Origin of the sequence: Sphingobium sp. V4, assembly GCF_029590555.1 — a bacterium.
GTDB lineage: Bacteria > Pseudomonadota > Alphaproteobacteria > Sphingomonadales > Sphingomonadaceae > Sphingobium.
Genome location: NZ_CP081002.1, coordinates 13,875 through 40,049 on the forward strand (window position 1 = coordinate 13,875; position 26,175 = coordinate 40,049).

The following is a 26,175-nucleotide window of genomic DNA, read 5'->3' on the forward strand; positions in this document are numbered from 1 at the left end:
CAGGACATCGGCCGTCGATGAGCCCGGGGCGGGCCTGCTGTTATCGACGCGCACAGCGAGTATGTTCGCTCCACCGGGCCTTAATGCCTTTGTCGCGTCCAGGCGGAAGCGTGAGTAGCCGCCCTTATGTTCACCCAGGAACTGGCCGTTCAGCCATATGCTGGCAATGCGACTTGCGGCATCGAATTCCAGCCAGGTCCGCTTGCTCCGGAGAGCATCATCGGCGCGAAAGGCGAGCCGATACCATCCGGTGCCCTGCGCTTTGTTGACATTTTCAGGCCGATTTGCGGTGGTGCTCGCAGGGGTGAGATAATAGCCGACCCGGTTCCAACTGTGCGGAACGTCTACCAGGGTCCATTTCGCGTCATCGAAGTCGGGTCGTTCGGCCCCTGGATGCTCGCCGAAGTCGAACCGCCATCCTTTCGAAAGAAGGATGGAGGAGCGCGGCCCATTTTCCACGGATGCAGAAGGATCGGTCCTCGCCCAGACGGGTGTAGCGACAACCGGCACGGCAACAGCGAGCAGGGCGACGATGCTTGTAAGCGGGTGCATGAACGAAGGCCTCTCCACCTGATCGATCCGGTTCTGTCATGGGGATGCCCGGCACGCCCAGTGCCTGGCATCCTCAATTTTGGCTATCAGAATTTGAACCCGACAGAGAGGCCGATCGTGCGAACGGAATCCAGGCCGAATTGTTGCGTGTAGGACAATTTCGGTGTTGCCTGGCCGCGGGCATTGCGCGCATTGGCGTCGCCGGAATCGACCCCGATCGCAGTCGGTACCAGCTTGTTGGTGCAATTTTTGCAGAAGAGTGCGACGCGCAGGGTGCCGATTTTGGCTCCGAGGCTCGCACCTAATATGTCCACCGCACCCACCGTCGCACCGGGGGCTTGATTGACCAGATAGTTTATCGAGGAACGGTGATACCAGTTGCCCTCGATGAACGGCTTGACCTCACCACCCATCGGAAATTCGTAGGTAGCCTGAAGGCTGGATGTGAACTTGGGAGAAACCGGCAGCGTCAGACCGCCTGCGTTGAAGGTCGAGACTGTAGCCGAGCAACCCATGCTGGTCTGGGTTGGATAGCATTGCGCGCCGGGAAAATCGTCGAATTTCGACGAAAGCACTGCCACATTGCCGTTGATCGACAGGCCGTCGACCAATGAAGCGAACAAGGATGCTTCGATCCCCTTCGATGTGACCTTCGCCGCATTCTGGACCTGGAACGACACGGTCGTGGGATTGAAGGCCTGTACCTGGAAATTGCTGAACTTGGTATGGAAGGCGGATATGTTCAGCGTTACCCGGCGATTGAAGAAGGCGCTCTTGATACCGAACTCGGCCGTGTCGGAATGTTCCTCGCGTACCACCACATCGGCCGTCGCCCTCGGAAAGCTGTCGTTGAAGCCGGGACCCTTGTAACCACGACCATAGAAGCCATAGGCCATGACCGTAGGCGAGAACTGATATTGAGCGCCCAGCTTCCAGCTGAAGTCGGTGTTCGAATATTCCTGTGCGAACCGTCCGCGCGGCCCTGCCAGCGCAGAGAAATAGTTGAGCTGGTTCTGCAGCAGGTCGATGTCGATCTTGTCGCGAGTGATACGACCACCGGCGATGATTTTCAGCGCATCGGTCACATCGTAGGTCAGCTGGCCAAAGCCAGCATAGCTTTCGGTATTGAGTGTATAGGACACGTCGCTGCCGATTTGAGCCACATTGCTGACCGAGCAGGTGGGCGGGAATGCGCCGGGAATGGCCGTCGCGCCCACGCAGAAGGGATAGCCGGAAGTCACGACGGCCGGCAGGAAGCTGTTGCCGCCAAGCTGTCGGCTGAGGTCCAGCGTCGACTTGAAATAATAGAGGCCGACCTGCCCGCTCAGGCGATTGCCGGACGGCAGGGCGAGGCGCAGTTCGTTGGAATATTGATCATATCCCGCTTTCGTGCGGTTGGTGTTGAACCCGTTTCCGGTCAGATAGTCTGCATCGAGCGACTGGTTCTGATCGTAGAAGCGCCAGGCGAAAAGATTGCTCACTTCCCAGCCAGATCCGAATTGATAGCTGAACTTGCCCTGCGCGCCGCCGGTCTTGACGTCCCGGAACTGGCTCGCGTCGCCGCCAAATTCGAAATTGTCTGTCCCCGGGGTGATCCCGTCGCGTGCAAGCGGAGCGAGGTTGGTGCTGGTGGCGTCCATCTGGCGGAAGCTATTATCGAAAATGCCGGCAATGCCGTGATTTTCGTTATAGTCGCCGATCAGATAGATCGTCAGATCGGGCGTCGCCTCAAGCAGATATTTCGCCTTGATCGAGTAGCTTTTCGCATTGAAATCGTGGCGGGTTCCGGGGTTTGGCGTGCCCACATAGCTGGTGGCGGGTTCCTGATAGGAGTAAAGGCCCGAAACGCGCAGCGCCGAGTTGGACGATACCGGAATGTTGAGCGTCTCGCGCGCAATCAGCGTAGCGGCGCTGCCCTTTTCGGATGGCTTGTCGCGCATCCCGGCCTCGATATTGGTCGTGCTCGAATATTCGCCGATGACCGGTTTGGTCGTCACGATGTTGAGCAGACCTGCCGACGCATTCTTGCCGAACAACAGGCCTTGCGGACCATTAAGCACTTCGACCCGTTCCAGATCGTTGAGCAACGGGCTGTTGAGCAAGGGGCGACCAAGATTCACCTCGTCGATGGCCAGGGCGACACTGCTGTCGACCGTACCTGCAAAGGCAAGGGTGCCGACCCCGCGAACCGCAAAGGAATTGTCGATACCGACTTGCAGCGTTGGAGCCGCGCGCGCGACCTGCGTCAGATCGTTGAGGTTTCGTGATGTCAGCGTCTCGCTGCTGAGCGCTGTCACGCTCACCGGCACTTTTTGAAGACTCTCGCTGCGGCGCTGTGCGGTCACGATGATTTCGCCCGCGACCGGTGCATCCGCACTGTCGTCCCGGGCAGGCGGAACCTGATCCTGGCCCTGAACGATCATCGGCGTCGCTGCCGCGAGCGCAAGGATGGAGACCGAGACAGTATAGCGCATATGATCCTCCCCGTTTTGGTTGGCCTTTTGGTTAGACCAATTTTTAGTGGCAGGAAAATCGATTATATGGTTTAATATTCATCCATAATATTTATATATTGTGGTGGGCGGACCGAAAAACCGTTGCGTTCTCCTGTGTCTGAATGGCTGAAGCGGGCCATGCGACTGTCTGGGTTGTCGCGTAACGGAGGAAATGATCACCGGACCCGAGCCGGTGGTCGAAATGCGTTTTTCGAATGGAGGGTCAGTTCAGCATTGCATCATAGGTTGAACCGGTAGATTTGATCATTATCCAATCACCAAATGGATATCTGAATGCGCTTCCGTGGTCTTGATCTCAACCTCCTCGCGGTCTTTGACGGGTTGATGCAAACCCGCTCGGTCTCGGCGGCGGCGCGACAGATGAATCTTTCTCAGCCAGCCATGAGCGCGGCGCTGTCGCGCCTGCGCGACTATTTCGGCGACCAACTTCTCGTAACCCACGGGAAGCGCATGTACCCGACGGCCTTCGCTGAAAGCCTGGTCCCGCTGGTACGCGAAAGTCTGGGCAATATAGAATCCCTGCTCGCGACGTCAGTTAGCTTCGATCCCGCGACATCACAGCGCGCGTTTCGTATCGTTGCGTCGGATTATGTCGTGTCAGCCATAATCTCGCCTCTTCTTGCCCGGTTCGCGCGCGAAGCCCCCGGCGTAACAATCCACCTCATCACGCCGGGAGAGAACAGCACCCAACTCATTGCTGATGGCAAGGCGGACCTGATGATCAGTCCGCAGGAATTTCTCTCACCCGATCATCCGAGCGAACTGCTGTTCGAGGAAGAGCATGTTGTTGCCGGATGGGTTGAAAATCCATTGCTTCATGGCGAATTGAATGAAAAGCTCTTCCTCGCGGCGGGACATGTCGCAGTTGTTATCGGGGCGCGCTTCAACGCCTCCTTCGCTGATCGAACCCTGATCTCGATGGGGAAGGTTCGTCGTGTCGAGGTGAGCGCCTCCTCTTTCGCGACGGTGCCTTGGCTGTTGACGGGCACGCATCGTCTGGCCGTGATGCATGAGCGACTGGCGATTGCCGCATGTCGAATCTTCCCGATCCGGACGACACCAATGCCGTTCCCGTTTCCGGTGATGAAGGAAATGGTTCAGTTCCATCAGACCAGAGCGGCCGATGAAGGCCTGAAATGGCTGCGCGAACAACTTCGCACCGCATCCACCAATCCATAATCTGGATATTTTTTGATCCAAACAATCGAATTTTGAAATTTTCCTGACTGTCTAAGATTGCTTCCGGAACAAGAGTCGGGAGCGGAACTTGGAAGCGCTGAATATTCTCGTGATTGGGGGCGGCATTGGCGGATTGACCGCTGGCATCGCGTTGCGCGCGAAGGGCCATGATGTCGACGTCATCGAGCGTGACCCAGACTGGTCTGTCTACGGGGTCGGAATCATACAGCAGTCGAACGTCGTGCGCGCCATGGCCGAACTTGGCCTTCTGGACGATTATCTGTCTGCGGGCGTGGGTTTCGACGCGGTGGAGATATTTCTTCCAGACGGCAATATGGTCGCGCGAGTGCCATCGCCCAGGCTGGTAGAGGGCAGGCCCGCCAATGTGGGGATTGGTCGCCGCGCGCTGCACAAAGTGCTTGGGGACAGAGTTTTGGCCAGTGGCGCCAGCGTAAGGCTGGGCCTGACAGCCGAAACGATAGAGGATGATGGCGAGGGTGTGACCGTCCGCTTTTCCGATGGTGGTTCGGGACGCTATGATCTTCTTGTTGGCGCTGATGGCGTGTATTCGCAGACTCGCTCTGGCGTTCTGCCGGACGCGCCGGCGCCGCAGTTTACCGGTCAGGCCGTATGGCGCTACAATTTCCCTCGTCCGGCAGGCCTGGATGCCTTGCAGGTTTATAATGGTCCGACGGGCGTCGGATTGGTGCCCATCTCCGATAGCTTGATGTACATGTATGTGACCACTCCGGAACCGGGCAATCCCCGCTATCCCAAGGAGGGTTTGGCTGCTGCCATGCGTGGCAAGCTAGCGCGGACGGCGCCGGCGATCCGTGCGCTGGCGGAGCAGATCACCGATGATGAAGAGGTGGTCTATCGCCCGCTTGAAGGGCTGCTGGTCGACGGGCCGTGGCACCAGGGGCGAGTGGTTCTGTTGGGCGACGCGGTGCATGCCACGACGCCGCATCTGGGGCAGGGCGCGGGCATGGCGATAGAGGATAGCCTGGTGCTGGCCGATGAACTGTCGCGCCATGACGATATGGAGACGGCCCTGACGGCCTACCGCGACCGGCGTTTCCAGCGCTGCGCGTATATCGTGCGTGAAAGTCTTGCGATCTGCCATGGCCAGATCGGTCGGGGGCCGCCGGTCGACAACGCAAAGGCCACCCATGCCATGTTCGAGATCGTCGCGCAGCCGATCTGAGGCGCGCACAATTTTCACGGGAGTTTGCTATCATGAGCCGTGTCACGGAAATTCGTTATGTGGGCTATGCCGTTCCTGACCTGGAGGCCGAACGCGCTTTTTATGCCGAACAGTGGAAGCTGGTGGAGGCTGGAGAGACGGAGGGCATGGTGCATTTCGCCGCTGATGGGGGCGACGAGTTGTATGTCGTGCGGCTGCGCGCGGGGGTAGAGAAGCGTATCGACGTGATCGCGCTGGCCGCAGACAGCCGAGCCGATGTCGATGCATTGCATGACAGGGTCGCGGCCTCCGGCGCGCGCATCATCTTTGCGCCCAGGGATCTGACGACGCTGGGTCGCGGCTATGGTTTTCGCTTCTTCTCGCCCGATGGCCTGAGCTTCGAGATTTCGAGCGATGTCGCCCGCCGCGAACCGCGTGATCTCTCCCGCTGGGAAGGCGTGCCGCAGAAGATCAGCCATATCGTCCTGCATTCGCCCGATCATCAGGCGCTGGTGGCCTGGTTCTGCGATGTGCTGGGCTTCAAGGTCAGCGATTGGCTTGGCGATTTCATGTGCTTTCTGCGCTGCAATGCGGCGCATCATCGCATCGCCATCCTGCCCGGACCGCCCTGCCTCAACCATGTCGCCTATGACATGCTTTCCCTCGACGACATGATGGTTGGCATCAACCGCCTCCGCCAGAAGGGTACCGATATTCGCTGGGGACCGGGACGGCACACGGCCGGTAACAACACGTTCAGCTATTTCACCACCCCCGCCGGCTTCGCGGTCGAATATACGTCCGAACTGGAGCATGTGGACTTCGACGCCCACGAGGCGAAGGTCCATGTGCCGGGGCCGAAGGTGATGGATCAGTGGGGCATCGGCGTGGGCGGTCCACAGACCATGCCGCATCCAGAGGCCGACGCAGGCCTGTTCCAGGCAGTGGACGCGTAAGCCATGGCTCTGTTCGAATATTTTCCCAACTATATCTGGAACCTGTCGGTCGCGATCGCGATGGAGAGTGGCGGGCAGATCGGCGAGATCATCGACATGTGCCAGCCGATCCGGGACGCGGCGGCCAATGGCGCCGACGCGGGCACACCGATGTTCATGAAGGCGTGGGTGGCGATGGGGGACAAGCTGCTCGACCTTGCCGCCGAGGACGAGGCGAAAGGCCGCGCCTTCTCCGCCTCCAACAAGCTGGAACGCGCTTCGCTCTACCTCTTCACCGCCGAACGGATGCAGGGGCATGGAGCGCCGGGCCGCAAGGAAAGCTATGCCAAGGCGCGCGCAGCGTTCGATCGCTCGACCCAGCTTGGCAGGATCAACCGCGAGCGGGTCGAGATCCCGCTTGAGGCGGGCACCATGCCGGCCCTCTTCACGCGCGCGTCCGGCGAAGGGCGCAAGCCCGTCGTCGTCTTCTGCAACGGCCTCGATAGCTGCAAGGAACTGCTCTACTGGACGCGCCTTCCACAAGAGCTGGCGCGGCGCGGCATTTCGACCCTCTGCGTCGATCAGCCCGGCTCGGGCGAAGCGCTGCGGCTTCAGCATCTGCCCGTCGATCCGCATAGCGAAAGCTGGGCGAGCAAGGCGGTGGACTGGCTGGAACAGCAGACTGAAGTCGATCCACAGGCGATCGGCATGACCGGCATTTCGCTGGGCGGCCATTTCGCGCCCCGCGCAGTCGCCTATGAACCGCGCTTCGCCAGCGGCGCGGTGTGGGGCGCCAATCACAACTGGCGCGAAGTGCAGGACAAGCGCATGGCGCGCGAAGGTGAGAACCCGGTGCCGCACTATTGGGCGCATGTCCACTGGGCGTTCGGCGCGCGCGACCAGGAGGATTTCCTCGCCAGGTCGCAAGCGATGAACCTGAACGGCCATATGGACCGGATCAAGGTGCCCTTCCTCGTTACCCATGGCGCCAGCGACCGGCAGATCAGTGTCGCCTATGCTGATGATCTATACGACCAGTTGGTCAACTCGCCGCGGCGCGAGAAGGTCATCTTCACACCCCGCGAAGGCGGCGTCGAGCATGTCGGCGCGGACAATATGGCCTATGGTCGCGATCTGATCTCGGACTGGTTCGCCGAAACGCTCGGAGGTAAGACCGCATGACCCGTCGCTTCGTCGATCTGTCGATCACGCTCGACAATGACGTCGTGTCCGATCCGCCCTTCATGCGGCCCAAGATCAGCTATGAGACGCATCAGGACACCGTGAAGGAGTTGCAGCATTTCTTCCCCGGCGTGACCGCCGAGCAAACGCCGGGCGGGGAGGGCTTTGCGGCGGCGGAATGGGTGACGCTTACCACGCATAATGGTACGCATCTGGACGCGCCCTGGCATTTCTCACCGACCATGGATGGGGGGCAGCGGGCGATCACGATCGATGAGGTGCCGCTGGACTGGTGCTTCCGTCCGGGCGTCAAACTGGACTTCCGCCATTTCCCCGACGGCTATGTCGTGACGGCGGCGGATGTGGAGGCGGAACTGCAGCGTATCGGCCATGACCTGCAACCGCTCGACATCGTGCTGGTGAATACCGCGGCGGGCAAGGCGCTGGGGCGGGCGGACTTTGTCAATGTCGGCTGCGGCATGGGATATGAGGCGACGATGTACCTCACCACCCGCGGTATCCGGGTGACCGGCACCGACGCCTGGAGTTGGGATGCGCCGTTCAGCTACACGGCGGAGAAGGTGAAGGAGACCGGGGACACCTCGCTCATCTGGGAAGGGCATAAGGCGGGGCGCGACATCGGCTATTGCCACCTGGAGAAGCTGCACAATCTCGAAGCGCTGCCGGGCAATGGCTTCACCGTCAGCTGCTTTCCCCACAAGATCAAGGGCGCTTCAGCCGGCTGGACCCGCGCCGTCGCCATCTTCGAGGAGTAGCCATGCGCCTTGCCACGCTCGCCAATGGCCAGCCTGATGGCTGTCTCGTCGTCGTCTCGCGCGATGCACAGCATTGCCTGCCGGCCGCCAGGATCGGCGCCACGCTGCAACAGGCGATCGAACAATGGGAGCGAGTCGAACCCGCGCTTCGCGCGCTGGCCGAGCGGCTGGAGCGGGGTGAGGGCGAGCCGCTCGACCAGGATCGCCTGCTTGCCCCGCTGCCGCGCGCCTGGCAATGGCTCGACGGGTCGGCCTTCCCACAGCATGGCGAACTGATGCAGAAGGCGTTCGACCTACCGCCGATCGAGACGGATCGGCCGCTGATGTATCAGGGTCTTTCAGACCGTTTCCTGGCTGGTCGCGCCGATGTGGCGCTCCCCAGCGAAGCGGACGGGATCGATTTCGAGGGTGAATTCGGCATCATCACCGACGCCGTGCCGATGGGGACGCCCGCCGACGCGGCGCTTGCTCATGTGAAACTCGTCATCCTCATCAACGACTGGTCGCTGCGCACGATCGCGCCGATCGAGATGAAGACCGGCTTCGGCTGGGTCCAGGCCAAGCCTGCCTGCTCGGTCGCCCCCTTCGCCGTGACACCCGACGAACTGGGCGACGCGTGGGACGATGGCCGGGTCCATCTGCCGCTGGAAGTTACCGTGAACGGCCAGTGGTTCGGCCAACCCCATGGGCGAGAGATGCAGTTTGGTTTCCACGACCTCATCGCCCATGCAGCGCGTACCCGCGATCTGGTCGCCGGTACGATCATCGGGTCGGGCACCGTATCCAATGCCGACTATCGCACGGTCGGCTCGTCCTGCCTGTCCGAACGGCGCGCGATCGAGATGATCGCCGGCGGCAAGCCGGAAACGCCGTTCCTCAGCTTTGGCGACCGGGTCCGGATGAAGGCCCTGAACGGCCCATTCGGCACTATCGAACAAAGGGTCGTCCCGAACAGGAACTGATCCGGCTTTCAGCGGATTGCCGCGAAATGTTCATCGACCGGAAAACTGGCTGTTGTCCGATGCCTGAAGAAATCGCACATCCGGGCCTTCCACGGTTTTGACGCGCCTGCCAAGGCTGGCACAGGATCCCCACCTTCCGTGTGCATCGGGGCAACGATGGCCAACTCTTGATCATCAAGGCAGAGGTCATCAAGCCAAGCCGTGCATCGATCATGCGCGCATTTGGTTTGGACCGATTTTCGCCCAGCGCCTATCTCCCTCCATATGAACACCGGGCGGGATGGAGCCCGTCCAGGAGAGGAGATTTCTAGACATGAGCCATTTTAGCCCCACTGATCTGGCGCGCCAACTGGGCCAGGGGCTGCTGTCCTTTCCGGTCACCCATTTCGATGCGCAAGGCGCATTTCTGGAAGGCCCCTATCGCGAGCATTGCGGATGGATGCTGGGCCATGAGTTGACCGGCTTGTTCGCTGCGGGCGGCACCGGCGAATTCTTCTCCCTGACCCCCGACGAGGTGGCAAAGGTCGTCGCCGCGGCGGTAGCCGAAACCAACGGTCGTATCCCGGTGATTTCCGGCTGCGGCTACGGCACGGCCATCGCCACCGGTATTGCCCGTGACGCTGAAACGGCAGGCGCCGACGGTGTGCTTCTGCTCCCGCCCTATCTGATGCACGCCAAGCAGGAGGGGCTGGCCGCGCATATCGAGGCCGTTTGCCGCGCCACGGGTCTGGGTGTCATCGTCTACAATCGCGACAATGCCATCGTGAACGACGAAACCCTTGCGCGCCTGTGTGATCGCAACCCCAACCTCGTCGGCTTCAAGGACGGCGTGGGCGACATCGAACTCATGACCCGCATCTATGCCCGCATGGGTGACCGGCTGACCTATATTGGCGGCCTGCCCACGGCGGAAACCTTCGCGACCCCCTATCTGACCATGGGCGTCACCACGTACAGTTCGGCCATCTTCAATTTCATGCCGGAATGGGCGCTGGCCTTTTACAAGGCGGTGCGCGCGGGCGATCAGGCCAAGGTTATGGAAGGACTGCGCAATTTCGTCCTCCCCTATATTGCGTTGCGCAACCGGGGCAGCGGCTATGCCGTTTCCATCGTCAAGGCTGGGATGCGCGTCATTGGACGCGATGCCGGGCCGGTTCGTTCGCCGCTCACGGACCTGTCGGCGGCGGAGGAAGCGGACCTGCGCACCCTGATCGAACGCGCAACGTCGGTCTGATCGGGCGACGTGACTAGGGCGGCAAGCACGGATAGTCTGGCATGATGTTTGAACTCAGCCAGCTCCGTTGCTTCGTCGCCGCCGCCGAAGAACTGCACTTCGGCCGTGCCGCCCAGCGGCTCAACATGACCCAGTCGCCCTTGAGCCGCCAGATCCAGTTGCTCGAACGCATATTGGATGTCCAGCTGCTCGAACGGACCAGCCGCCAGGTGAGCCTTACCCCTGCTGGGGGCGTGTTCCTGATCGAGGCTCGCCGGATCGTCCGACTGGCCGATAGCGCAGCGCTTTCGGCGCGCCGTGTGGCGAAGGGGGATGCCGGGCGCGTCGCTATCGGCTTCACGGCGGTGTCGGGCTATAATATCGTCCCCCGTATCGTCGCGCAGGCGCGGGCCGTTCTCCCCAATATTGAGCTGGAACTGCGCGAGATGGTATCGGGCGATCAGGTCGATGCGCTGCTGACGGGCCTCGTCGACATCGGCTTCGTTCGCCCGCCGGTCAACCGGCACGAATTCGACAGCGCCTGCGTGCTCCACGAGCCGCTGTTTGTCGCCTTGCCCCCCGGCGATCCGCGCAAGGCGATGGCAGCGCTGGCTCCCGAAGATTTCGACGGTCAGCCGCTCATCATGTATTCTCGGCAAGGCGCGGCCTATTTCCACAACATGCTGGAAAACCTCTTCAATGAGGCGCAGGCCGCACCGCTCTACATCCAGCATGTGACGCAGATTCATTCGATGCTGGGACTCGTTCACGCAGGCGTCGCCGCTGCCATCGTGCCCGAAAGCGCAACCGGCCTGCATATGAACGACGTCCATTTCCGGCGCCTGATGACACCGCAGGAAAAGCCGGTCGAACTGCATATGGCCTGGCGGCGCGACAATGCAAATCCGGCGCTTCCCGCCATGCGCCAACTATGCACGGAGATCACCGCGTGACGCAAATTGGCCGCCGGACCCTTCTCGCCGGGATGGCGGCCACACCGATAGTCTGTTCGGCGCGGACATTCCCGCGCGCAAGCCCGATCGCGGTAACGCGTCATGGACAGGTGCGTGGCACGATCGAAAACGATGTCCTGGTCTTTCGCGGCGTCCGCTATGGCGCAGACACATCTGCGGCACGCTTTCGTCGCGCCGACCCGCCCCGAGCTTGGGAGGGCGTTGTCGACGCCACAGGCTATGGCCCGGCGGCACCGCAGAGCAAACCGACCGAAGCGACATCCGAGGATTGTCTGTTCCTCAATATCTGGACGCCTGCGCTGGATCGCGGAAAGCGCCCTGTCATGGTCTATCTCCACGGCGGCGCACACGCCCATGGCTCGGGCAGCGACCCGCTTTATGATGGTGGAAATCTGGCGCGGCGCGGCGATGTGGTGGTGGTCACGCTCAACCATCGGCTGGCGGCGATGGGCTATGCCTATCTCGCCCAGCTTGGCGGGCCGGCGGAATCGGGAAATGTCGGCAATCTCGACATCATCCTCGCTCTCCAATGGGTGCGCGACAATATCGCGACTTTCGGGGGCAACCCCGATCGCGTCATGATCTTCGGGCAGTCTGGCGGCGGGGCGAAGGTCGTGACCCTGATGGCAATGGCCGAAGCGCGCCCGCTCTTCCACTCCGCCGCTACGATGAGCGGCCAGCATGTCACCGCCGCCGGCCCGATGCACGCAACCGTCCGCGCCAGGGCGTGGATGGAAAGGGCAGGCGCGCCCGATGTGGCGGCGCTGATGCGGATGCCGATCGAAAAGCTGGTGGAGGCCATGGCAACCCCTGATCCGCTGGAGGGGCGGGGCGAGATCAGCTTCACCTCGACGCTCGATCATGTCGTGCTGGGAAGGCATCCATTCTTTCCCGATGCTCCCCGCGAAGCGGCGCATATCCCGCTGATCGTCGGCAACACCCATGACGAGACCGCGCTCTGGATCGAAAAGACCCTGCGCGCTGGCGATACGACCTGGGAAAATCTGCCCGAACGATTGGTGCGCGAGACCGTGAAGGATCTCGCGCCGGACCATGTCATCCGGCGCTATCGCCAACTTTATCCCGACCGCAGTCCCGGCCAGATCCTGCTCGCCGCCTCGACGGCCGGGCGGTCCTGGCCCGGCCACCTCATCCAGGCCGAGGAGCGCGCCCGCATCGGCGCGCCGACATGGATGTACCAGTTGGACTTTCCTTGCCCGGACGCAGGCGGGATATTGGGAGCATTTCATACACTCGACATTCCGCTGGTGTTCGACAATGTCGGCGCGCAGGGCGCGCGCACAGGCACCGGCCCCGACCCGCGTCGGCTGGCCGGGCAGATGGCTGACGCCTTCGTCGCCCTGGCGCGGACCGGCACTCCATGCCATCGCGGGATGCCCGACTGGCCGCAGTTCATCCTTGAGCAGCGTGCGACGATGATCTTCGATCGGAATGTGCGGGTCGAAAATGATCCGCGCCGGGAAGAACGGCTGCTGTTCGCCGTTGCCCCCTATATCAAGCCGGGCGGCTGAACCTTTCCATCTTCCCGGCCGTTCGATCGGGTCGGGATCGGCCCTTTCATCGATCCCAGGGGAAGGCCAGCGCCGGTCGGTTGGCAAAGCGTGTCATCGCCAACACCAGCCTTATCCCACAGCCCGGCTCCAGCCGGAGCGTGAAATCCCGCCCGCCGATCGCCATGCTTTGCCCGTTCATGGTGACTGCATCGATCCGATGCTCGGCATAGGCACCGCCCTGTACAGTCAGCGTGCGCGCCTGCGGTCCCAGATTGACCAACGTCACTTCGGTTTCGCTATCCGCCAGCCGATGGACCAGAGCGGCGACATCCGGCGGAATTCCTGCCCGGCGGGCCACCGGATCGAAATAGCGTAACCGGCAGTGTAACGGTACGCCCCCTTGCGGCGGTGAGCTTTTCGACCAGGGCGGGCGCGCAATATGCAGGCCGCCGGTCATCAACTGCACCAGGCTTCGGACGCTCGCTGGATTGATGTCGATCGGCCAGTCCGCCAGCCTGTTTTCCGGCGTGGTGTCGTCCTTTGCCCGCGTGGCGACGCGATCCGCGACCCGCTTCAGATCGGCGGCCAGGGCTTGCTCCGGATAGTCCGCATTGCCCCCCTGCAGGAAAGAGATCCAGGCGTCGTCGCCGGCGATCTCCAGATCTTGGGCCTTTTGCGACATATACCAGATTTCGAACCCGTTGGTGCGGTAGCGCCCTGGCTTCCAGCCATACCAGCCCTGCGCCCCATACATGGACGGCGCACTCCGCACGCCATCCACCAGTCGCGCGGCTTCATTGATCCGCTCCGTCTGCCGCCGCCAGAGGTCGATGAAGCCGAGATCGCCGCTCATCACCACCCCGCCCATGAAGGCGGTGATCGACCGGGGCACGCGGTTGCGATCCTCCCGCATACCGGTCATCGGCACGACCGGGGAAAAGCCCCAGCCGTAAACCCCCTTCCACCAATCCTCGCCCACCGTACCATCGGGCCGCACGAAGCTCGGCAACAACCCGCCATTGCGCGCCGCGCGCTCGGCCCAGGCGGCAAGATAATCGAGCGCCCAATGGCGATATGCCTCTCCACCGCCCAAGGCATATGCGTTGAGGCCGAGCGTCGTCGCTTGCAGGTTCAGCGGATTGTCGCCGATCACGTCGCCATATTCGGCATAATGGTCGAGGGTCTGCTGATAGGTCTGCTCACCATGCTCCATGTGGAAAGGGCGAGGATCGAAGGGATCACCGGCCCAATCGAGCGGCGTCGCCTGCCGCAGCATCGGTCCCCGGCTGCCGTTGAGCAGGCTACGCATCATCCTGAGGCGCGGATCGTAATTGCGCGCCTGTGGATCGTGGCCGGTGTAGAAGTCGGCATAGCGCTTCGTCCGTGCCAGCAGCCTTGCATCGCGGGGCGTGGACAGCCCCATGACGTTGAAGCTGGTCAACCCTTCGGCATTGTGTTGCCAGTCCATCTGCACGGGAAATTCGCGATAATACATGCCCTGCCGGGCGATCGGCACGTGGGTCGTGCGGGCAGCGGTGAACTGCCGCAGGTGGCCTTCCCAGAAGCGGCCGGCCAGCGTCCTGATGCGGTCGCTCCCGCCCAGCGCGTGGAGCAGGAACCAGTCGTTGGTCGCTTCCGCCGCGTCGTCGGGACCGTCATTTGCTCCCCAGCGCTCGAACACCTTGAGATGATCCCGGCGGTCGACATAGGCGGCATAGAATGCCTCGCAGGCCGCCGCGTTGGCGTCGAGCAACTGCCGCTGCATCGTTGCCCAGGGCGGCGCCGCCATCGGCGTGTCCGCCACCAGCCTTGCCTTGGCGGGCCGCGCCTGCGCGGGAAGGGCGAGCGTTGCTGCGGTGCCCATGGTTCGGGCCAGAAAGCTCCGTCTGTCGACGCGCATCAGGCCAGTTCCAGCCGGCGGATAGGCCCGACGATGACGGTGAAGGCGAAAATGGTGAGCAGGCAATGCGCGCCCACGAAGACCAGCGCCAGATCGAACGACCCCGTCGCCGCCACGATATAGCCGACGACAATCGGCGTAACGATCCCTGCCACATTGCCGAACATATTGAACACGCCGCCGGACAGGCCGGCCAGCTGCTTGGGCGCCACGTCCGCCATGACCGCCCAGCCGAGGGAGGCGATGCCCTTGCCGAAGAAAGCGACCGCCATCAGCGTGATCACCAGCCATTCCGCATCGACCCAGACGCAGCCGATGATCATCGTCGCGAGCGTCATGCCGACAACCAGCGGCCCCTTGCGCGCGAGGTCGAGCGAACCGGTGCGCTTGAGGATCAGGTCCGAGCAATAGCCGCCGATCAACCCGCCCGCAAAGCCGCAAAGGGCCGGCGCGGCGGCGGCGAAGCCGGCCTCCATGATGTTCAGTCCGCGCTCCTTCACCAGATAGATTGGAAACCAGGTGACGAAGAAATAGGTGAGTACATTGATGCAATATTGGCCCACATAAATGCCGAGCATCATCCGGTTCGCCAATAATTGTCGTACATTGGCCCAGGTGAAGGTCGGCGTCCGAGCAGCGCCCACACCGGCTTCCTCCATGTTGATAAGGCCGCCGCCCGCCTCGATATGCGCCAACTCCGCCCTGTTTATCGAAGGATGCCGCGCCGGGCTGTGGATGAAGCGCAGAAACATTGCCGTCGCCACCAGTCCCAGAGTCCCCATGACCCAGAATACCGAGCGCCAGCCGAACTCATGCACCAGCCAGCCCATCAGGGGTGCGAATGCCACGAGGGAGAAATATTGCGCGCTGTTGAAAATGGCTGACGCCGTGCCCCGCTCGGCGCCGGGGAACCACGCTGCCACCAGCCGCGCGTTGCCCGGAAAGGAGGGCGCCTCCGCCGCGCCCACCAGAAATCGGAGCGCGAACAACGTCGCGACCACCGGCAATCCCGCAATCAGGCCCACCAACCCCTGCATGGCGGTGAAGATCGACCAGATGGCGATGGCGGAGGCATAGATTTTCTTGGTTCCGAACCGGTCCAGCAGCGCCCCGCCCGGTATCTGCGCCAGCACATAGGCCCATGCGAAGGCGGACAGGATGAAGCCCGTCTGTACCGGTGACAGGCCCAGTTCGCCGCTCGCCGCATTGCCCGCGATGGAGAAAGTCGCCCGATCGGCATAGTTGATCGATGTGATCAGGAAGATCAGCGCGATGATCCTGTGCCGCACATAGGTTGGGCGTGCGGGAACGGAAATGGCGGCTGCGTCGGGCAAGAAACGCTCTCCTGGTGGCGCCGCCCGTCTGTCGGGGCGGTAATAGATGGGATATCCAAGCTAGCCCGACAGCCGCTGCGGGTCCAAGTCCAAATGCGGCATGATCCAGCCAGTTCTTGGCATAATCTGGCAGAGGATACCGGTGTCCTTTCGCTATCTGTGCAAGCCATGCATCGATTCATGCCGGATTGAGGTTGGCTTTCGCATCCTTGCCCAGTCTATCGAGATGTGACCGATCCGGTTCCTAAGGCCGGGCAATGATGATTAGGGGAGAGAGCAGGCCATGAACGGCGCTTACCGACTGAAATCCATGCTGAACCTGTCGAGCGTGATCGCGACCATTGCCTTGGCGTCCCATGCCAATGCGCAGGAGCAGGCTGCGCCGCCCCAGCAGACCGGGGGCGAGGTGGCGGATATCGTCGTCACCGGCTTTCGCGCGAGCCTCAACAGCGCGCTTGCCGTAAAGCGCAACGAAACCGCGACGGTCGATGCCATCAAGGCGGAGGATATTGCGGAGTTCCCCGACCTGAACCTGGCGGAATCGCTCCAGCGCATTCCCGGCGTCGCGATCAGCCGCGTCAATGGCGAGGGACGCAACATCTCTGTCCGTGGCCTGGGCGCCGAATATACCCGCGTCCGCATCAATGGCATGGAAGCGATCGGCACGACCGGCGGCACCGATAATTCGGGTGGGGTGAACCGGGGTCGCGGTTTCGACTTCAACATCTTCTCGTCCGACCTCTTTTCCAACCTGTCGGTCCGCAAGACGGCAACGGCCGACGTGGAGGAAGGCTCGCTGGGCGGCACGGTCGACCTGCAAACCTCGCGCCCACTCGATTATCGCAAGCCCACGGTGGCCCTGTCGGCGGCGGCCAGCTATAATGACCTCAGCGAAAAGACGACGCCGCGCCTCTCCGGCCTGGTAGCGACCCAGACCGACGATGGCCGCTTCGGCATTCTGCTGTCGGTCGCTTATGAAGAGCGCAAGATCAAGGAAGAGGGGGCCAATATCACCCGCTGGACCTATGGCGGCTTCAATGGCGGCTTCAACGCGGCCTCGACGCTTCCGGGCTATAGTCTGACGCAGATCAACGACAACAATCCGGATACTGCGCTGTTTCATCCGCGCATTCCCGGTCTCGTCAGCTATGACATTTCCCAGCAGCGTCTGGGCGCTGCCGGCTCTGTGCAGTTCAAGCCGACCGATCGCACGCTGATCTCGCTGGATGGCCTCTATTCGCGGCTCGACGGAACGCGCAAGGAAGCGCAGCTTCAGGCGATCAGCTTCAGCCGCTCCGGCAGCGGAAAGCCGCAGACAATCATCCGCGATGGCGTGGTGGATGACGACAACAACATCATCAGCGGTCGGTTCGACAATGTCGACCTGCGGTCCCAGTCGCGCTACGACGTGCTCAAGACCGAATTCTATCAGGTCACGGGATCGGTCGATCACCAGTTCACGGACCGTCTCAAGGTCTTCGCAATGGCAGGCTATGCCAGCTCGGAGTTTTCCAACCCGATCCAGACCACGGTGACGATCGACGCCATCAACACCGGCAATTTTCAATATGATTTCTCGACCCGTTTCCCGAATATCCAGCCCGGTGTCGACGTCGCCAATCCGGCAACCTGGAGCTTCATCAACGGCACGTCGGAAGTGCGCATCCGCCCGCAAACGGTCAGCAACGCCTTCACCACCGCAAAGGGCCAGGCCGAATGGGAAGCGATCGACGGGGTGACGCTGAAGGCGGGACTCGACTGGCGCAAGTTCGAATATGGTTCGACCGAGCGCCGTCGCCTGTCAGGCGAAACCGTGGTCGCGCCGCTGACCCAGGCCCAACTGGCTGGCATGACCACCCTCTTCTCGGGCTTCGGCAAGGGGCTGAACGTGCCGTCCGGCACGCCCACGGCCTGGATCGTGCCTGATCTCAATGCCTTCATCAGCCAGGGCGGCATCTATGCCAACCCGCTCTACGCCACTGGTGGCATCGAAAATGCCACAGCGCGCGGTTCCTATATTACCGTGACGGAGGAAGACACCGGCGTCTGGGGGATGGCGCAGTTCAACCTCCAGGACATGGCCGGCGTGCCGATCCGCGGCGATATCGGCCTGCGCTACGTCAAGACCGACCAGTTTTCCACCGGCTATGCCAGCCAGGGGACGGCGATCAACCTCGTCACGGCCGATCGCAGCTATAATCGCTGGCTGCCATCGCTCAATCTGGTCGGCAACATCACCGACGATCTCCAGGTACGCTTCGCCGCCGCCAAGACGCTGGCTCGCGCCGGCATCGCGTCGCTCACGCCGGGCGGCAATCTCAACGTGTCGGGCGGCAACCGCACCTTCAGTTCGGGCAATCCGGACCTCAAGCCCACCTCATCCAAGAATCTGGACGCCTCGATCGAATGGTATCCGATGCAGGGCGCCATCTATGCGATCTCCGCCTTTCGCAAGGATATCGGAAGCTTTGCCCAGACGCTGAGCGTCGGCGTGCCCTACAGCAGCCTTGGCCTGCCGGACTCGCTTCTGACCGGCACCACGGCCTCGCCCGGCGACATCTTCATCGTCAGTCAGCCGGTCAATTCCGACGGAGGCATCCTCAAGGGCTTCGAGATCAACATCCAGCAGCCCTTCAGCTTCCTGCCGGGCTTCCTGTCGCATTTCGGCGTGCTCGCCAACTACACCTATGTGAAGTCCAATATCGAATATCTGACCTCGGCCAGCGGCGGTACGTCGGTTACCGCGCCGCTCGTGGGCCTCTCGAAGAAAGCGGCCAACGCCACCCTCTATTTCGAAACGGAGAAATTCCAGGTCCGTGGCTCTGTCGCCTATCGCTCCAAATATCTGACGGCCGTGCCCGGTACGGAGGGCAATGCCTATAACGGCACTAACAGTACGCTGAACGTCGATGCGCAGGCCAGCTATAATCTTACCAAAAGGCTGAAGCTCAGCATCGAGGCGATCAACCTGACCGATGAAAGCAACGATCAGTTTGTGGATGAAACCAACCGCCTCAATGTCCTTACTCACAGCGGCCGACAGTTTAATTTCGGGGTTCGCTACAGTTTCTAACTCCATTCCTCCCCGGTAGCGCCCCCTCTTGCCAGTTGTCCTCTCCGGACAACTGGCGTTTTTTGTGCGGGATCGACATGGCGCGGGCAACGCGCGAGTCCGGCTTCGCAACCGATATGCGGGGTGGGGCGCAGACCGCCCGCGCATCCCCGAAACCCGCCGCATTCCGTTATCTCAGGCCGGGAGTCGCAGACCCCCCCTTTGGCCGACAGTCCGAGCCGACGGCTGGTGGATGCCACATGCACAATGAGCGCGGCACCGTCCCGCCGCTTGCCGGGCTGGAGATCGACCATATCTGGGCCTGCGTTGATTCTACGCCCTATGTCGTGCCTGCCATCCCCGTTACCGGCACGATCGACGGTCTATATCTGGCGGCAGGCTGCTCCGCGCATGGATTCGACGCCACATCGCTGTCCAGCGTCGGATTGTCCTTCCCGCATGTCAGGCGAAGGCCCGGCAGCGGCAAAGCTGCTCGATCTGCTGAACAATATCGGACTGTTCGGTCTCGCGAGCGACATGGTCGCCAAGCACCTTCGCTGCGGTGGCAAATGTTGGGTCGCCGATGATCCGAACTGTGGCGTCGCCGATTTCCATCGCTGGGGCGGTGGGCGGCAACATCAGGCCCGCGCCATGAGCCACAATCCTGGCCGCATTCCCGTCCTGGTCCCGGCCGTGGGGGAGCACGAGCATCGGCAACCGGTTGACCATGGCGCGGGCCAGCGTGCCATGACCCCCATGGGTAATGAGGAGCGCGGCCTCGCGCATCAGCGGCCCGTGGGGCGCACTCCTGACGAGGCGCGTGTTGGACGCCGGGGACAGTTCTTCCGGGGCGATGGTTGGGCCCAGCGTGACCACCACGCGCACCGGCAGCGGTGACAGTCCGTCAATGACCCTCTGAAGCACAGCGACATGGTTCTGAAAGGTCGTGCTGAACGACACCAGCACGAGCGGCCATGCGTCCGGACACGCGGATCGGCTCGATCCATCGTCCCACGCATCGGTCCAGGCGGCATCGTCGATTTGCGGCCCGACATAGCGATAACCCGATGGCACCGGTTCGCGCACCATGTCGAAATATTTGCTGACGGAGACCAACGTGGTCCGGACGCAGGCGAGTTGATCGAGCAGCCGGTCGAGCGGTTTCAGGTGCAGCAGCGCCCGCGCGGTGTTGAGCGCAGGAAGGCCCGTGTCGAACACTGCGCGAAACCCTTCGACCATCATGGCCTCCTGCGCGGCTTCCTCGGGTGAGAGCGCCTCGCTTTGTCCAGGCCCCGTCACCGGTGCGTCGTCCACCGGGAACAGGTTGATGTTGCACGCCATCGCCACGACCGGTTGGCCTATCGATTCACATCCGGCCATTACTCCGAAGAGAAAGTCGTTGGTGACGACGAGATCGGCTGCCTCGCGGCTCAGTTCCTCGATGACGTCCTCGGCATAGGCGTAGGCGGGACCGGCGAAGACCTGCTCGATCGCCTGGGCGAAACCCTCTGCCGGGCTGGCGGCCGCCCAGTCGCGGATCAGTTCGCTGTCGCGGCTGCGGTCCGTGCGGCTGGGTGCGCGGGTCCAGGGGATGAAGCGCACGCCTGTCGCCTCTGTTTCCGGCCGATTGCAGGCATCGGAGATCACACGCACGGCATGTCCGGCATCGCGAAGTTTGCGCGCAAGGGTCAGCATCGGTCCGACCGAGCCGCCGCCTTCCCAGGTCGTGATGAGCAGATTCAGCTTTCTGTCGGAATCAAACATGGATCGGCTCCGGGGAAACGGCGGTTTCGGGTTCGAACATATCAGGGGCGACAGCCAGCGCGCCCGCGCACAGATTGAGCATCATGTCGCGAAGATCGGCGGTGCTGCGCTGCATGTCGATGCGCAGGAGCTTCCAGACATAGATGTCGAGCGCGATCACCAGAGCGTCATGCGCGCGCAGGCGTTGTTCGGGCAGCATCGCCTCAAGCCAGGGCGCAAAGACCGAGTAGACCCACGCGCGGTGGTTTGCGCGGCCCAAATCGGTCGTCGCCTTGATGGGCGCATAGCGTTCTTCCTGCGCCAGCAGGCGGATCACCAGTTTGCCCATCGTCTCATATTCGATGATGATGGCGTCGAGCGCCCTGGCAACGTTCCCGGCCGGGACCGCGCGGGCCGTGTTGATGCTGGCCTCCATGGCCTTCTGGCCCGCTTCCAGCAGGCCCTCCTTGCCACCAAAGCGCCTAATCACGGTCTGCACCGTAACGCCCGCGTCGGACGCGACGTCTTCCAGGCGAATTTCGTCGAACCAGCAGCATTCCATGCGCGCCATGAACGCATCGAGGACGCGTTCGGCGGTTTCGGCTGCGGCGGCCGCGCGGGCTGTCTGGCGATAGCGGCGAGGGGGGGATTCGTCTTTCATGTTATGTGACATAATATGAAATCTCAGGCTGCGCAAATTCCATGTTTATTTGACTAACATGAAAAATGCCGGGTCACGCGATAGGCATCCGGATCGCCATGGCATATGGCTTCGCCCGGCCTTGGCGAAGAGGTGCGTCCTATCCCTGTTCGACCGTTTCCAGAGGATTACGGCGGCCCGGAACGGGGCGCCGGCCCCACACTCTACTTGAACCGCGCGTCTCACGTCGGGCATGGAGAATTATAGATGAGGGATAACATCGCATCTATATTTCATGGCATCGGACCTTCCGAGGAAAAATGCCTATCTTGTTCAGGTGGCAATCGCGCCGTGACTATGGAATTCCAGTTGGAGACATTTGGCTGGACGGGACCGGCGCGCTCTTCGTGCGGCCAGAGATGGGTGTTCGACACTTTCCTAAAGCGACATTTTTCTTTAGGTTATTTTGCACGGTATTTCGGGAGCGACTCGAAGGGCCGGTGAAAATGGTTGCGAGGCGCTCACCTTCGACGGGAGAGAGGCTGTGCCCATTGCGGTTGCCATCGCCGTGCTGGTGTTTGGATCAGTCGCCTTCCATCTGTTCAGTCCCTGGTGGCGCACGCCCATCGCATCCAACTGGCACTCTATCGATTCCGCTCTCGACGTGACCTTGTGGATTTGTGCCGCGGCTTTCGTTCTGCTCAATCTTTTCATGGCCTGGACGCTGGTCCGCTATCGGCATCGGGCGGGCCATCGCGCCCATTATGAGCCGGAAAACAGCAAGCTGGAGAAACGATTGACGGTCTGGACGGCGATCGGGGTTGCCGGCCTGCTTGCGCCGGGGCTGGCCGCCTGGGGCAAATATGTCTCCGTTCCACAGGACGCAGCCATCGTCGAGGCGGTCGGCCAGCAATGGCAATGGTCATTCCGCTATCCCGGACCCGATGGCGTGCTGGGCGCCGCCGCGGTCAAATATGTAACGCCCGACAATGTGCTGGGCCTCGATCCGCTCGATCCTTTCGGGCGGGACGATCTGCTGGTCGAGGCCGGCGACCTGCATCTGCCGGCAGGACAGCCGGTGAAGATCATATTGCGGTCGAAGGACGTGCTGCACGATTTCTACGTGCCTGAATTCCGGGCAAAAATGGATCTTGTGCCCGGCATCGTCACCTATTTCTGGATGACGCCGACGAAGGCCGGGACGTTCGATATCCTGTGCGCCGAACTATGCGGTACCGGCCATCACGAGATGCGCGGCAAGGTGATCGTCGAAACGCCGGCGGCCTTCGCGAAATGGCGGGCGCAGCAGGTGAGCTTCCAGCAGATATTGGCGGATGCGCCACCGGCTGCGCGGTCCGCCATGCTGGTCGCGGCCAATGCCTGCTCCGTCCCCAGTCCATTGCTCCCAGAGCGGCTGAGTTCGTCCGCCAGCTGGAAAATCAGGACAGACACGATCAGCCGGAGTGCCCGCTAATGGCTACCACCCTGGCCGACGACCTGCGTCCGCTGCATCATCCCCACAGCTGGATCACCCGCTATGTCTGGAGCCAGGACCATAAGGTCATCGCCATCCAGTATAGCGTAACGGCGATCGCGATCGGGCTTGTGGCGCTGGTCCTGTCCGCGCTGATGCGGCTGCAACTCGGCTTTCCGGGGACCTTCTCGTGGATTCAGCCGGACAATTATCTGCAATTTGTGTCGATGCACGGCATGATCATGGTCGTATATCTGCTGACCGCGTTGCTGCTTGGCGGCTTCGGCAATTATCTGATCCCGCTGATGATCGGTGCGCGGGACATGGTGTTCCCCTTCGTCAACATGCTGAGCTACTGGCTCTACCTGCTGTCGGTGATCGTGCTGGTGGCCGGCTTCTTCGTCCCGGGCGGGCCGACCGGCGCGGGCTGGACGCTCTATCCGCCGCAGGCCATCACCGAAGGCACGCCGGGCCATCAGTGGGGCATTGCCACGATGCTGGTCAGCCTCGCCATTTTCGTCGCGGCATTCACCATGGGCGGCCTCAACTATGTGACGACGGTGCTTCAGGCGCGGACGAAGGGCATGACGCTGATGCGGATGCCGCTGTCGGTCTGGGGCATCTTCACCGCCTCGGTCATGGGACTACTGGCCTTTCCGGCGCTGTTCGTCGCGGCCATCATGATGCTGTTCGATCATTTCGCCGGCACCAGCTTCTTCATGCCGACGATGCAGGCCATGGGTCGCATCACGCCGACCGAAGGCGGCAGTCCGCTGCTGTTCCAGCATCTTTTCTGGTTCTTCGGCCATCCCGAAGTCTATATCGTGGCCCTGCCCGCCTTCGGCATCGTGTCGGACCTCATCAGCGTCCATGCGCGGCGCAACATCTTCGGCTATCGCATGATGGTGTGGGCGATCGTCATCATCGGCGCATTGAGCTTCGTCGTCTGGGCGCATCATATGTATGTGTCGGGCATGAACCCCTATTTCGGGTTCTTCTTCGCCACGTCCACGCTGATCATCGCCGTCCCGACCGCGATCAAGGTCTATAACTGGCTGTTGACGCTATGGCGCGGCGACATTCATCTGCGCGTGCCGATGCTGTTCGCCATCGCCTTCATCTTCACCTTCATCCATGGCGGGCTGTCGGGCCTGTTCCTGGGCAATGTCAGCGTCGACGTGCCGCTGTCCGACACCTTCTTCGTCGTCGCCCATTTCCACATGGTGATGGGGGTTTCGCCGGTGCTGGTGATCTTCGGCGCCATCTATCACTGGTATCCCAAGATTTTCGGGCGGATGTGGAACGAGACGCTGGGCAAGCTCCATTTCTGGATCACCTTCCTGGGCGTCTATGCGATTTTCCTGCCGATGCATTATCTGGGCATATTGGGCGTGCCGCGCCGCTATTATGCGCTGGGCGACGCCGCCTTCATCCCGCAGTCGGTCCACCTCGCCAATGAATGGATCAGCATAGCCGCGCTGATCGTGTTCGCGGCGCAGGGACTGTTCTTCTTCAACATGATCTGGAGCCTTTTCCGGGGGCCGAAAGCCGATCCCAACCCCTGGGGCGCGGCGAGTCTGGAATGGCAGACTCCGCAAACGCCGCCCGCCCATGGTAATTGGGGCGCGACACTGCCGGTCGTCCATCGCTGGGCCTACGACTATAGCGTACCGGGCGCGCAGCGCGACTTCATCCCCCAGACGGCGCCGCGCGCATGACCATCCTGGCGCGCCTTGCCGAAAAAAGCTGGGACGCGGCGAGCGACAGCGAAATAGACAGTCAGATCGATCGTCCGTCGGCAGTCGCAGTCGGTTTGACTGTCTATTTCGCTGTCGCCATGGTGATGTTCTCGCTGCTGACGGCGGCTTATCTCATGCGAATGGGGCTTCATACCGCCATGGGCCATGATGGCGGGGATTGGGCGCCGATGCCTGATCCGCCGCTGTTGTGGATCAACAGCGCGGTCCTCCTTGTCAGCAGCTTTGCCTGGGAGATCAGTCGGCGCATGGCGGCGCGCGGCAGGCACGGCCAGGCAATAGGAGCGTCGGTCGCCGGCGCCGCACTGGGTCTTTGCTTTCTCGTTGGGCAATGGCTGCTCTGGCGCCATTATCAGGCGGCGGGCTATGATCTGTCCGCCAATCCGGCCAATGCCTTCTTCTATTTGCTGACCGCGCTTCACGGTTGCCACATCATCGGTGGTCTGGTTGCTGCCGGGCGGGTGCTGATCGGCGGCAACCTGCGCCATATCCGCCTGTGTGCGGTTTATTGGCATTTTCTTCTGGTCATCTGGCTTCTGCTTGCCGGATTGCTGGTATCGACATGAAATCTCTCAGCAGGGGACAGTATCGCAATGTCTCACATGGTGCCGGACAGAAGAGATCGGGAGGTCATAACCCCGAGCCTGCGCGAGATCGCGGCCGACTGGTCTTCGGACCAGGAAGTCTTTCGCCATACCCATTGGGGCAAGGCGATGATGTGGATTTTCCTGCTGTCCGATACCTTCATCTTCTCCTGCTTCCTCACCGGCTATATGACGATCCGCTCGTCCGCCGTGCTGCCCTGGCCCAATACGGCGGAAGTGTTCGCGCTCGTGATTGGCGGGCAGAAAATCCCGCTGATCCTGATCGCGATCATGACCTTCGTGCTCATCAGTTCCAGCGGCACCATGGCGATGGCGGTCAACTATGGCTATCGCCGCGACCGGCGAAAAACCGCGATACTGATGCTGATTACGGCCCTGTTCGGGGCAAGCTTCGTGGCGATGCAGGCCTTCGAATGGACCAAGCTGATCGTCGAGGAAGGGGTGCGCCCCTGGAGCAACCCGATGGGCGCTCCGCAATTCGGGGCCACCTTCTTCATGATTACCGGTTTCCACGGCCTGCATGTTAGTTGCGGCGTCATCCTTCTGGCGATCATCGCCTCGAAGGTGGCGCGAGGTCATTATGACCGATCGGGCGACTATAGCGCGGTCGAAATCGCCGGCCTCTACTGGCATTTCGTCGACCTCGTCTGGGTCTTCATCTTCGCCTTCTTCTATCTCTGGTGA

19 protein-coding genes and 1 pseudogene are annotated in these 26,175 nt (G+C 61.9%); 14 read left to right on the forward strand and 6 right to left on the reverse strand.

Going from position 1 to position 26,175, the window contains the following annotated elements:
- Nucleotides 1-552, reverse strand: a pseudogene (locus K3M67_RS15970) (sugar-binding domain-containing protein); the annotation flags it as partial.
- 86 nt (nt 553-638) lie between these two features.
- Nucleotides 639-3,026, reverse strand: coding sequence for a TonB-dependent receptor (locus K3M67_RS15975; protein WP_285833387.1), 2,388 nt, complete (start codon nt 3,024-3,026; stop codon nt 639-641).
- Nucleotides 3,027-3,341: 315 nt separating this feature from the next.
- On the opposite strand from K3M67_RS15975, the gene K3M67_RS15980 reads away from it, so the two are divergent.
- The 9 genes from K3M67_RS15980 (at nt 3,342) to K3M67_RS16020 (ending at nt 13,004) form a co-directional block, all read left to right on the forward strand.
- Nucleotides 3,342-4,247, forward strand: a complete 906-nt coding sequence (locus K3M67_RS15980) for a LysR family transcriptional regulator (protein WP_066861226.1) — start codon at nt 3,342-3,344, stop codon at nt 4,245-4,247.
- A gap of 88 nt (nt 4,248-4,335) precedes the next feature.
- The gene (locus tag K3M67_RS15985) at nt 4,336-5,451 is read left to right on the forward strand and encodes an FAD-dependent oxidoreductase (protein ID WP_285833388.1); all 1,116 of its coding nucleotides are present in this window, start codon (nt 4,336-4,338) and stop codon (nt 5,449-5,451) included.
- Between the two features lie 32 nt (nt 5,452-5,483).
- Nucleotides 5,484-6,386, forward strand: a complete 903-nt coding sequence (locus tag K3M67_RS15990; protein WP_285833389.1) for a VOC family protein — start codon at nt 5,484-5,486, stop codon at nt 6,384-6,386.
- 3 nt (nt 6,387-6,389) lie between these two features.
- Nucleotides 6,390-7,547 (forward strand): alpha/beta hydrolase family protein, encoded by a 1,158-nt coding sequence (locus tag K3M67_RS15995; RefSeq protein WP_285833390.1) that lies wholly within the window; start codon nt 6,390-6,392, stop codon nt 7,545-7,547.
- Nucleotides 7,544-8,323 (forward strand): cyclase family protein, encoded by a 780-nt coding sequence (locus tag K3M67_RS16000; RefSeq protein ID WP_285833391.1) that lies wholly within the window; start codon nt 7,544-7,546, stop codon nt 8,321-8,323. The genes K3M67_RS15995 and K3M67_RS16000 overlap by 4 nt, the downstream gene beginning before the upstream one ends.
- Nucleotides 8,324-8,325: 2 nt before the next feature.
- A complete protein-coding gene (locus K3M67_RS16005) occupies nt 8,326-9,285 on the forward strand; it encodes a fumarylacetoacetate hydrolase family protein (RefSeq protein ID WP_285833392.1) in 960 nt (319 codons plus the stop codon).
- Nucleotides 9,286-9,598: 313 nt separating this feature from the next.
- The gene (kdgD, locus tag K3M67_RS16010) at nt 9,599-10,519 is read left to right on the forward strand and encodes a 5-dehydro-4-deoxyglucarate dehydratase (RefSeq protein ID WP_066861243.1); all 921 of its coding nucleotides are present in this window, start codon (nt 9,599-9,601) and stop codon (nt 10,517-10,519) included.
- 44 nt (nt 10,520-10,563) lie between these two features.
- Nucleotides 10,564-11,451 (forward strand): LysR family transcriptional regulator, encoded by an 888-nt coding sequence (locus tag K3M67_RS16015; RefSeq protein WP_066861312.1) that lies wholly within the window; start codon nt 10,564-10,566, stop codon nt 11,449-11,451.
- On the forward strand, nt 11,448-13,004 hold the full coding sequence (locus K3M67_RS16020; protein ID WP_353051189.1) for a carboxylesterase/lipase family protein: 1,557 nt from the start codon (nt 11,448-11,450) through the stop codon (nt 13,002-13,004). Before K3M67_RS16015 ends, K3M67_RS16020 begins: the two co-directional genes overlap by 4 nt.
- Nucleotides 13,005-13,050: 46 nt before the next feature.
- Here K3M67_RS16020 and K3M67_RS16025 read toward each other — a convergent pair whose 3' ends face one another.
- Both K3M67_RS16025 and K3M67_RS16030 read right to left on the reverse strand, forming a co-directional pair.
- Nucleotides 13,051-14,850 (reverse strand): DUF8034 domain-containing protein, encoded by a 1,800-nt coding sequence (locus K3M67_RS16025; protein ID WP_285833394.1) that lies wholly within the window; start codon nt 14,848-14,850, stop codon nt 13,051-13,053.
- Nucleotides 14,851-14,885: 35 nt separating this feature from the next.
- Nucleotides 14,886-16,220, reverse strand: coding sequence for an MFS transporter (locus tag K3M67_RS16030; RefSeq protein WP_285833395.1), 1,335 nt, complete (start codon nt 16,218-16,220; stop codon nt 14,886-14,888).
- Nucleotides 16,221-16,503: 283 nt separating this feature from the next.
- On the opposite strand from K3M67_RS16030, the gene K3M67_RS16035 reads away from it, so the two are divergent.
- Nucleotides 16,504-19,293 carry a TonB-dependent receptor gene (locus K3M67_RS16035; protein ID WP_285833396.1) on the forward strand — a complete coding sequence of 930 codons (2,790 nt, stop codon included), beginning with the start codon at nt 16,504-16,506 and terminating at the stop codon, nt 19,291-19,293.
- 441 nt (nt 19,294-19,734) lie between these two features.
- Here K3M67_RS16035 and K3M67_RS16040 read toward each other — a convergent pair whose 3' ends face one another.
- Nucleotides 19,735-21,036 carry a nucleotide disphospho-sugar-binding domain-containing protein gene (locus K3M67_RS16040; RefSeq protein WP_285833397.1) on the reverse strand — a complete coding sequence of 434 codons (1,302 nt, stop codon included), beginning with the start codon at nt 21,034-21,036 and terminating at the stop codon, nt 19,735-19,737.
- A complete protein-coding gene (locus K3M67_RS16045) occupies nt 21,029-21,676 on the reverse strand; it encodes a TetR family transcriptional regulator (protein ID WP_066861268.1) in 648 nt (215 codons plus the stop codon). Before K3M67_RS16045 ends, K3M67_RS16040 begins: the two co-directional genes overlap by 8 nt.
- A gap of 523 nt (nt 21,677-22,199) precedes the next feature.
- Here K3M67_RS16045 and K3M67_RS16050 point away from each other — a divergent pair.
- Genes K3M67_RS16050 through K3M67_RS16065 form a run of 4 tightly spaced genes read left to right on the forward strand, consistent with a single transcriptional unit; the run spans nt 22,200 to nt 26,175 of the window.
- Nucleotides 22,200-23,129 carry a cytochrome c oxidase subunit II gene (locus K3M67_RS16050; RefSeq protein WP_285833398.1) on the forward strand — a complete coding sequence of 310 codons (930 nt, stop codon included), beginning with the start codon at nt 22,200-22,202 and terminating at the stop codon, nt 23,127-23,129.
- A complete protein-coding gene (locus K3M67_RS16055; RefSeq protein ID WP_285833399.1) occupies nt 23,129-24,847 on the forward strand; it encodes a cytochrome c oxidase subunit I in 1,719 nt (572 codons plus the stop codon). The genes K3M67_RS16050 and K3M67_RS16055 overlap by 1 nt, the downstream gene beginning before the upstream one ends.
- A complete protein-coding gene (locus K3M67_RS16060) occupies nt 24,844-25,452 on the forward strand; it encodes a cytochrome c oxidase subunit 3 (RefSeq protein ID WP_066861271.1) in 609 nt (202 codons plus the stop codon). The genes K3M67_RS16055 and K3M67_RS16060 overlap by 4 nt, the downstream gene beginning before the upstream one ends.
- A gap of 36 nt (nt 25,453-25,488) precedes the next feature.
- Nucleotides 25,489-26,175: a heme-copper oxidase subunit III family protein gene (locus tag K3M67_RS16065; protein WP_502958931.1), complete on the forward strand. Its 687-nt coding sequence runs from the start codon at nt 25,489-25,491 to the stop codon at nt 26,173-26,175.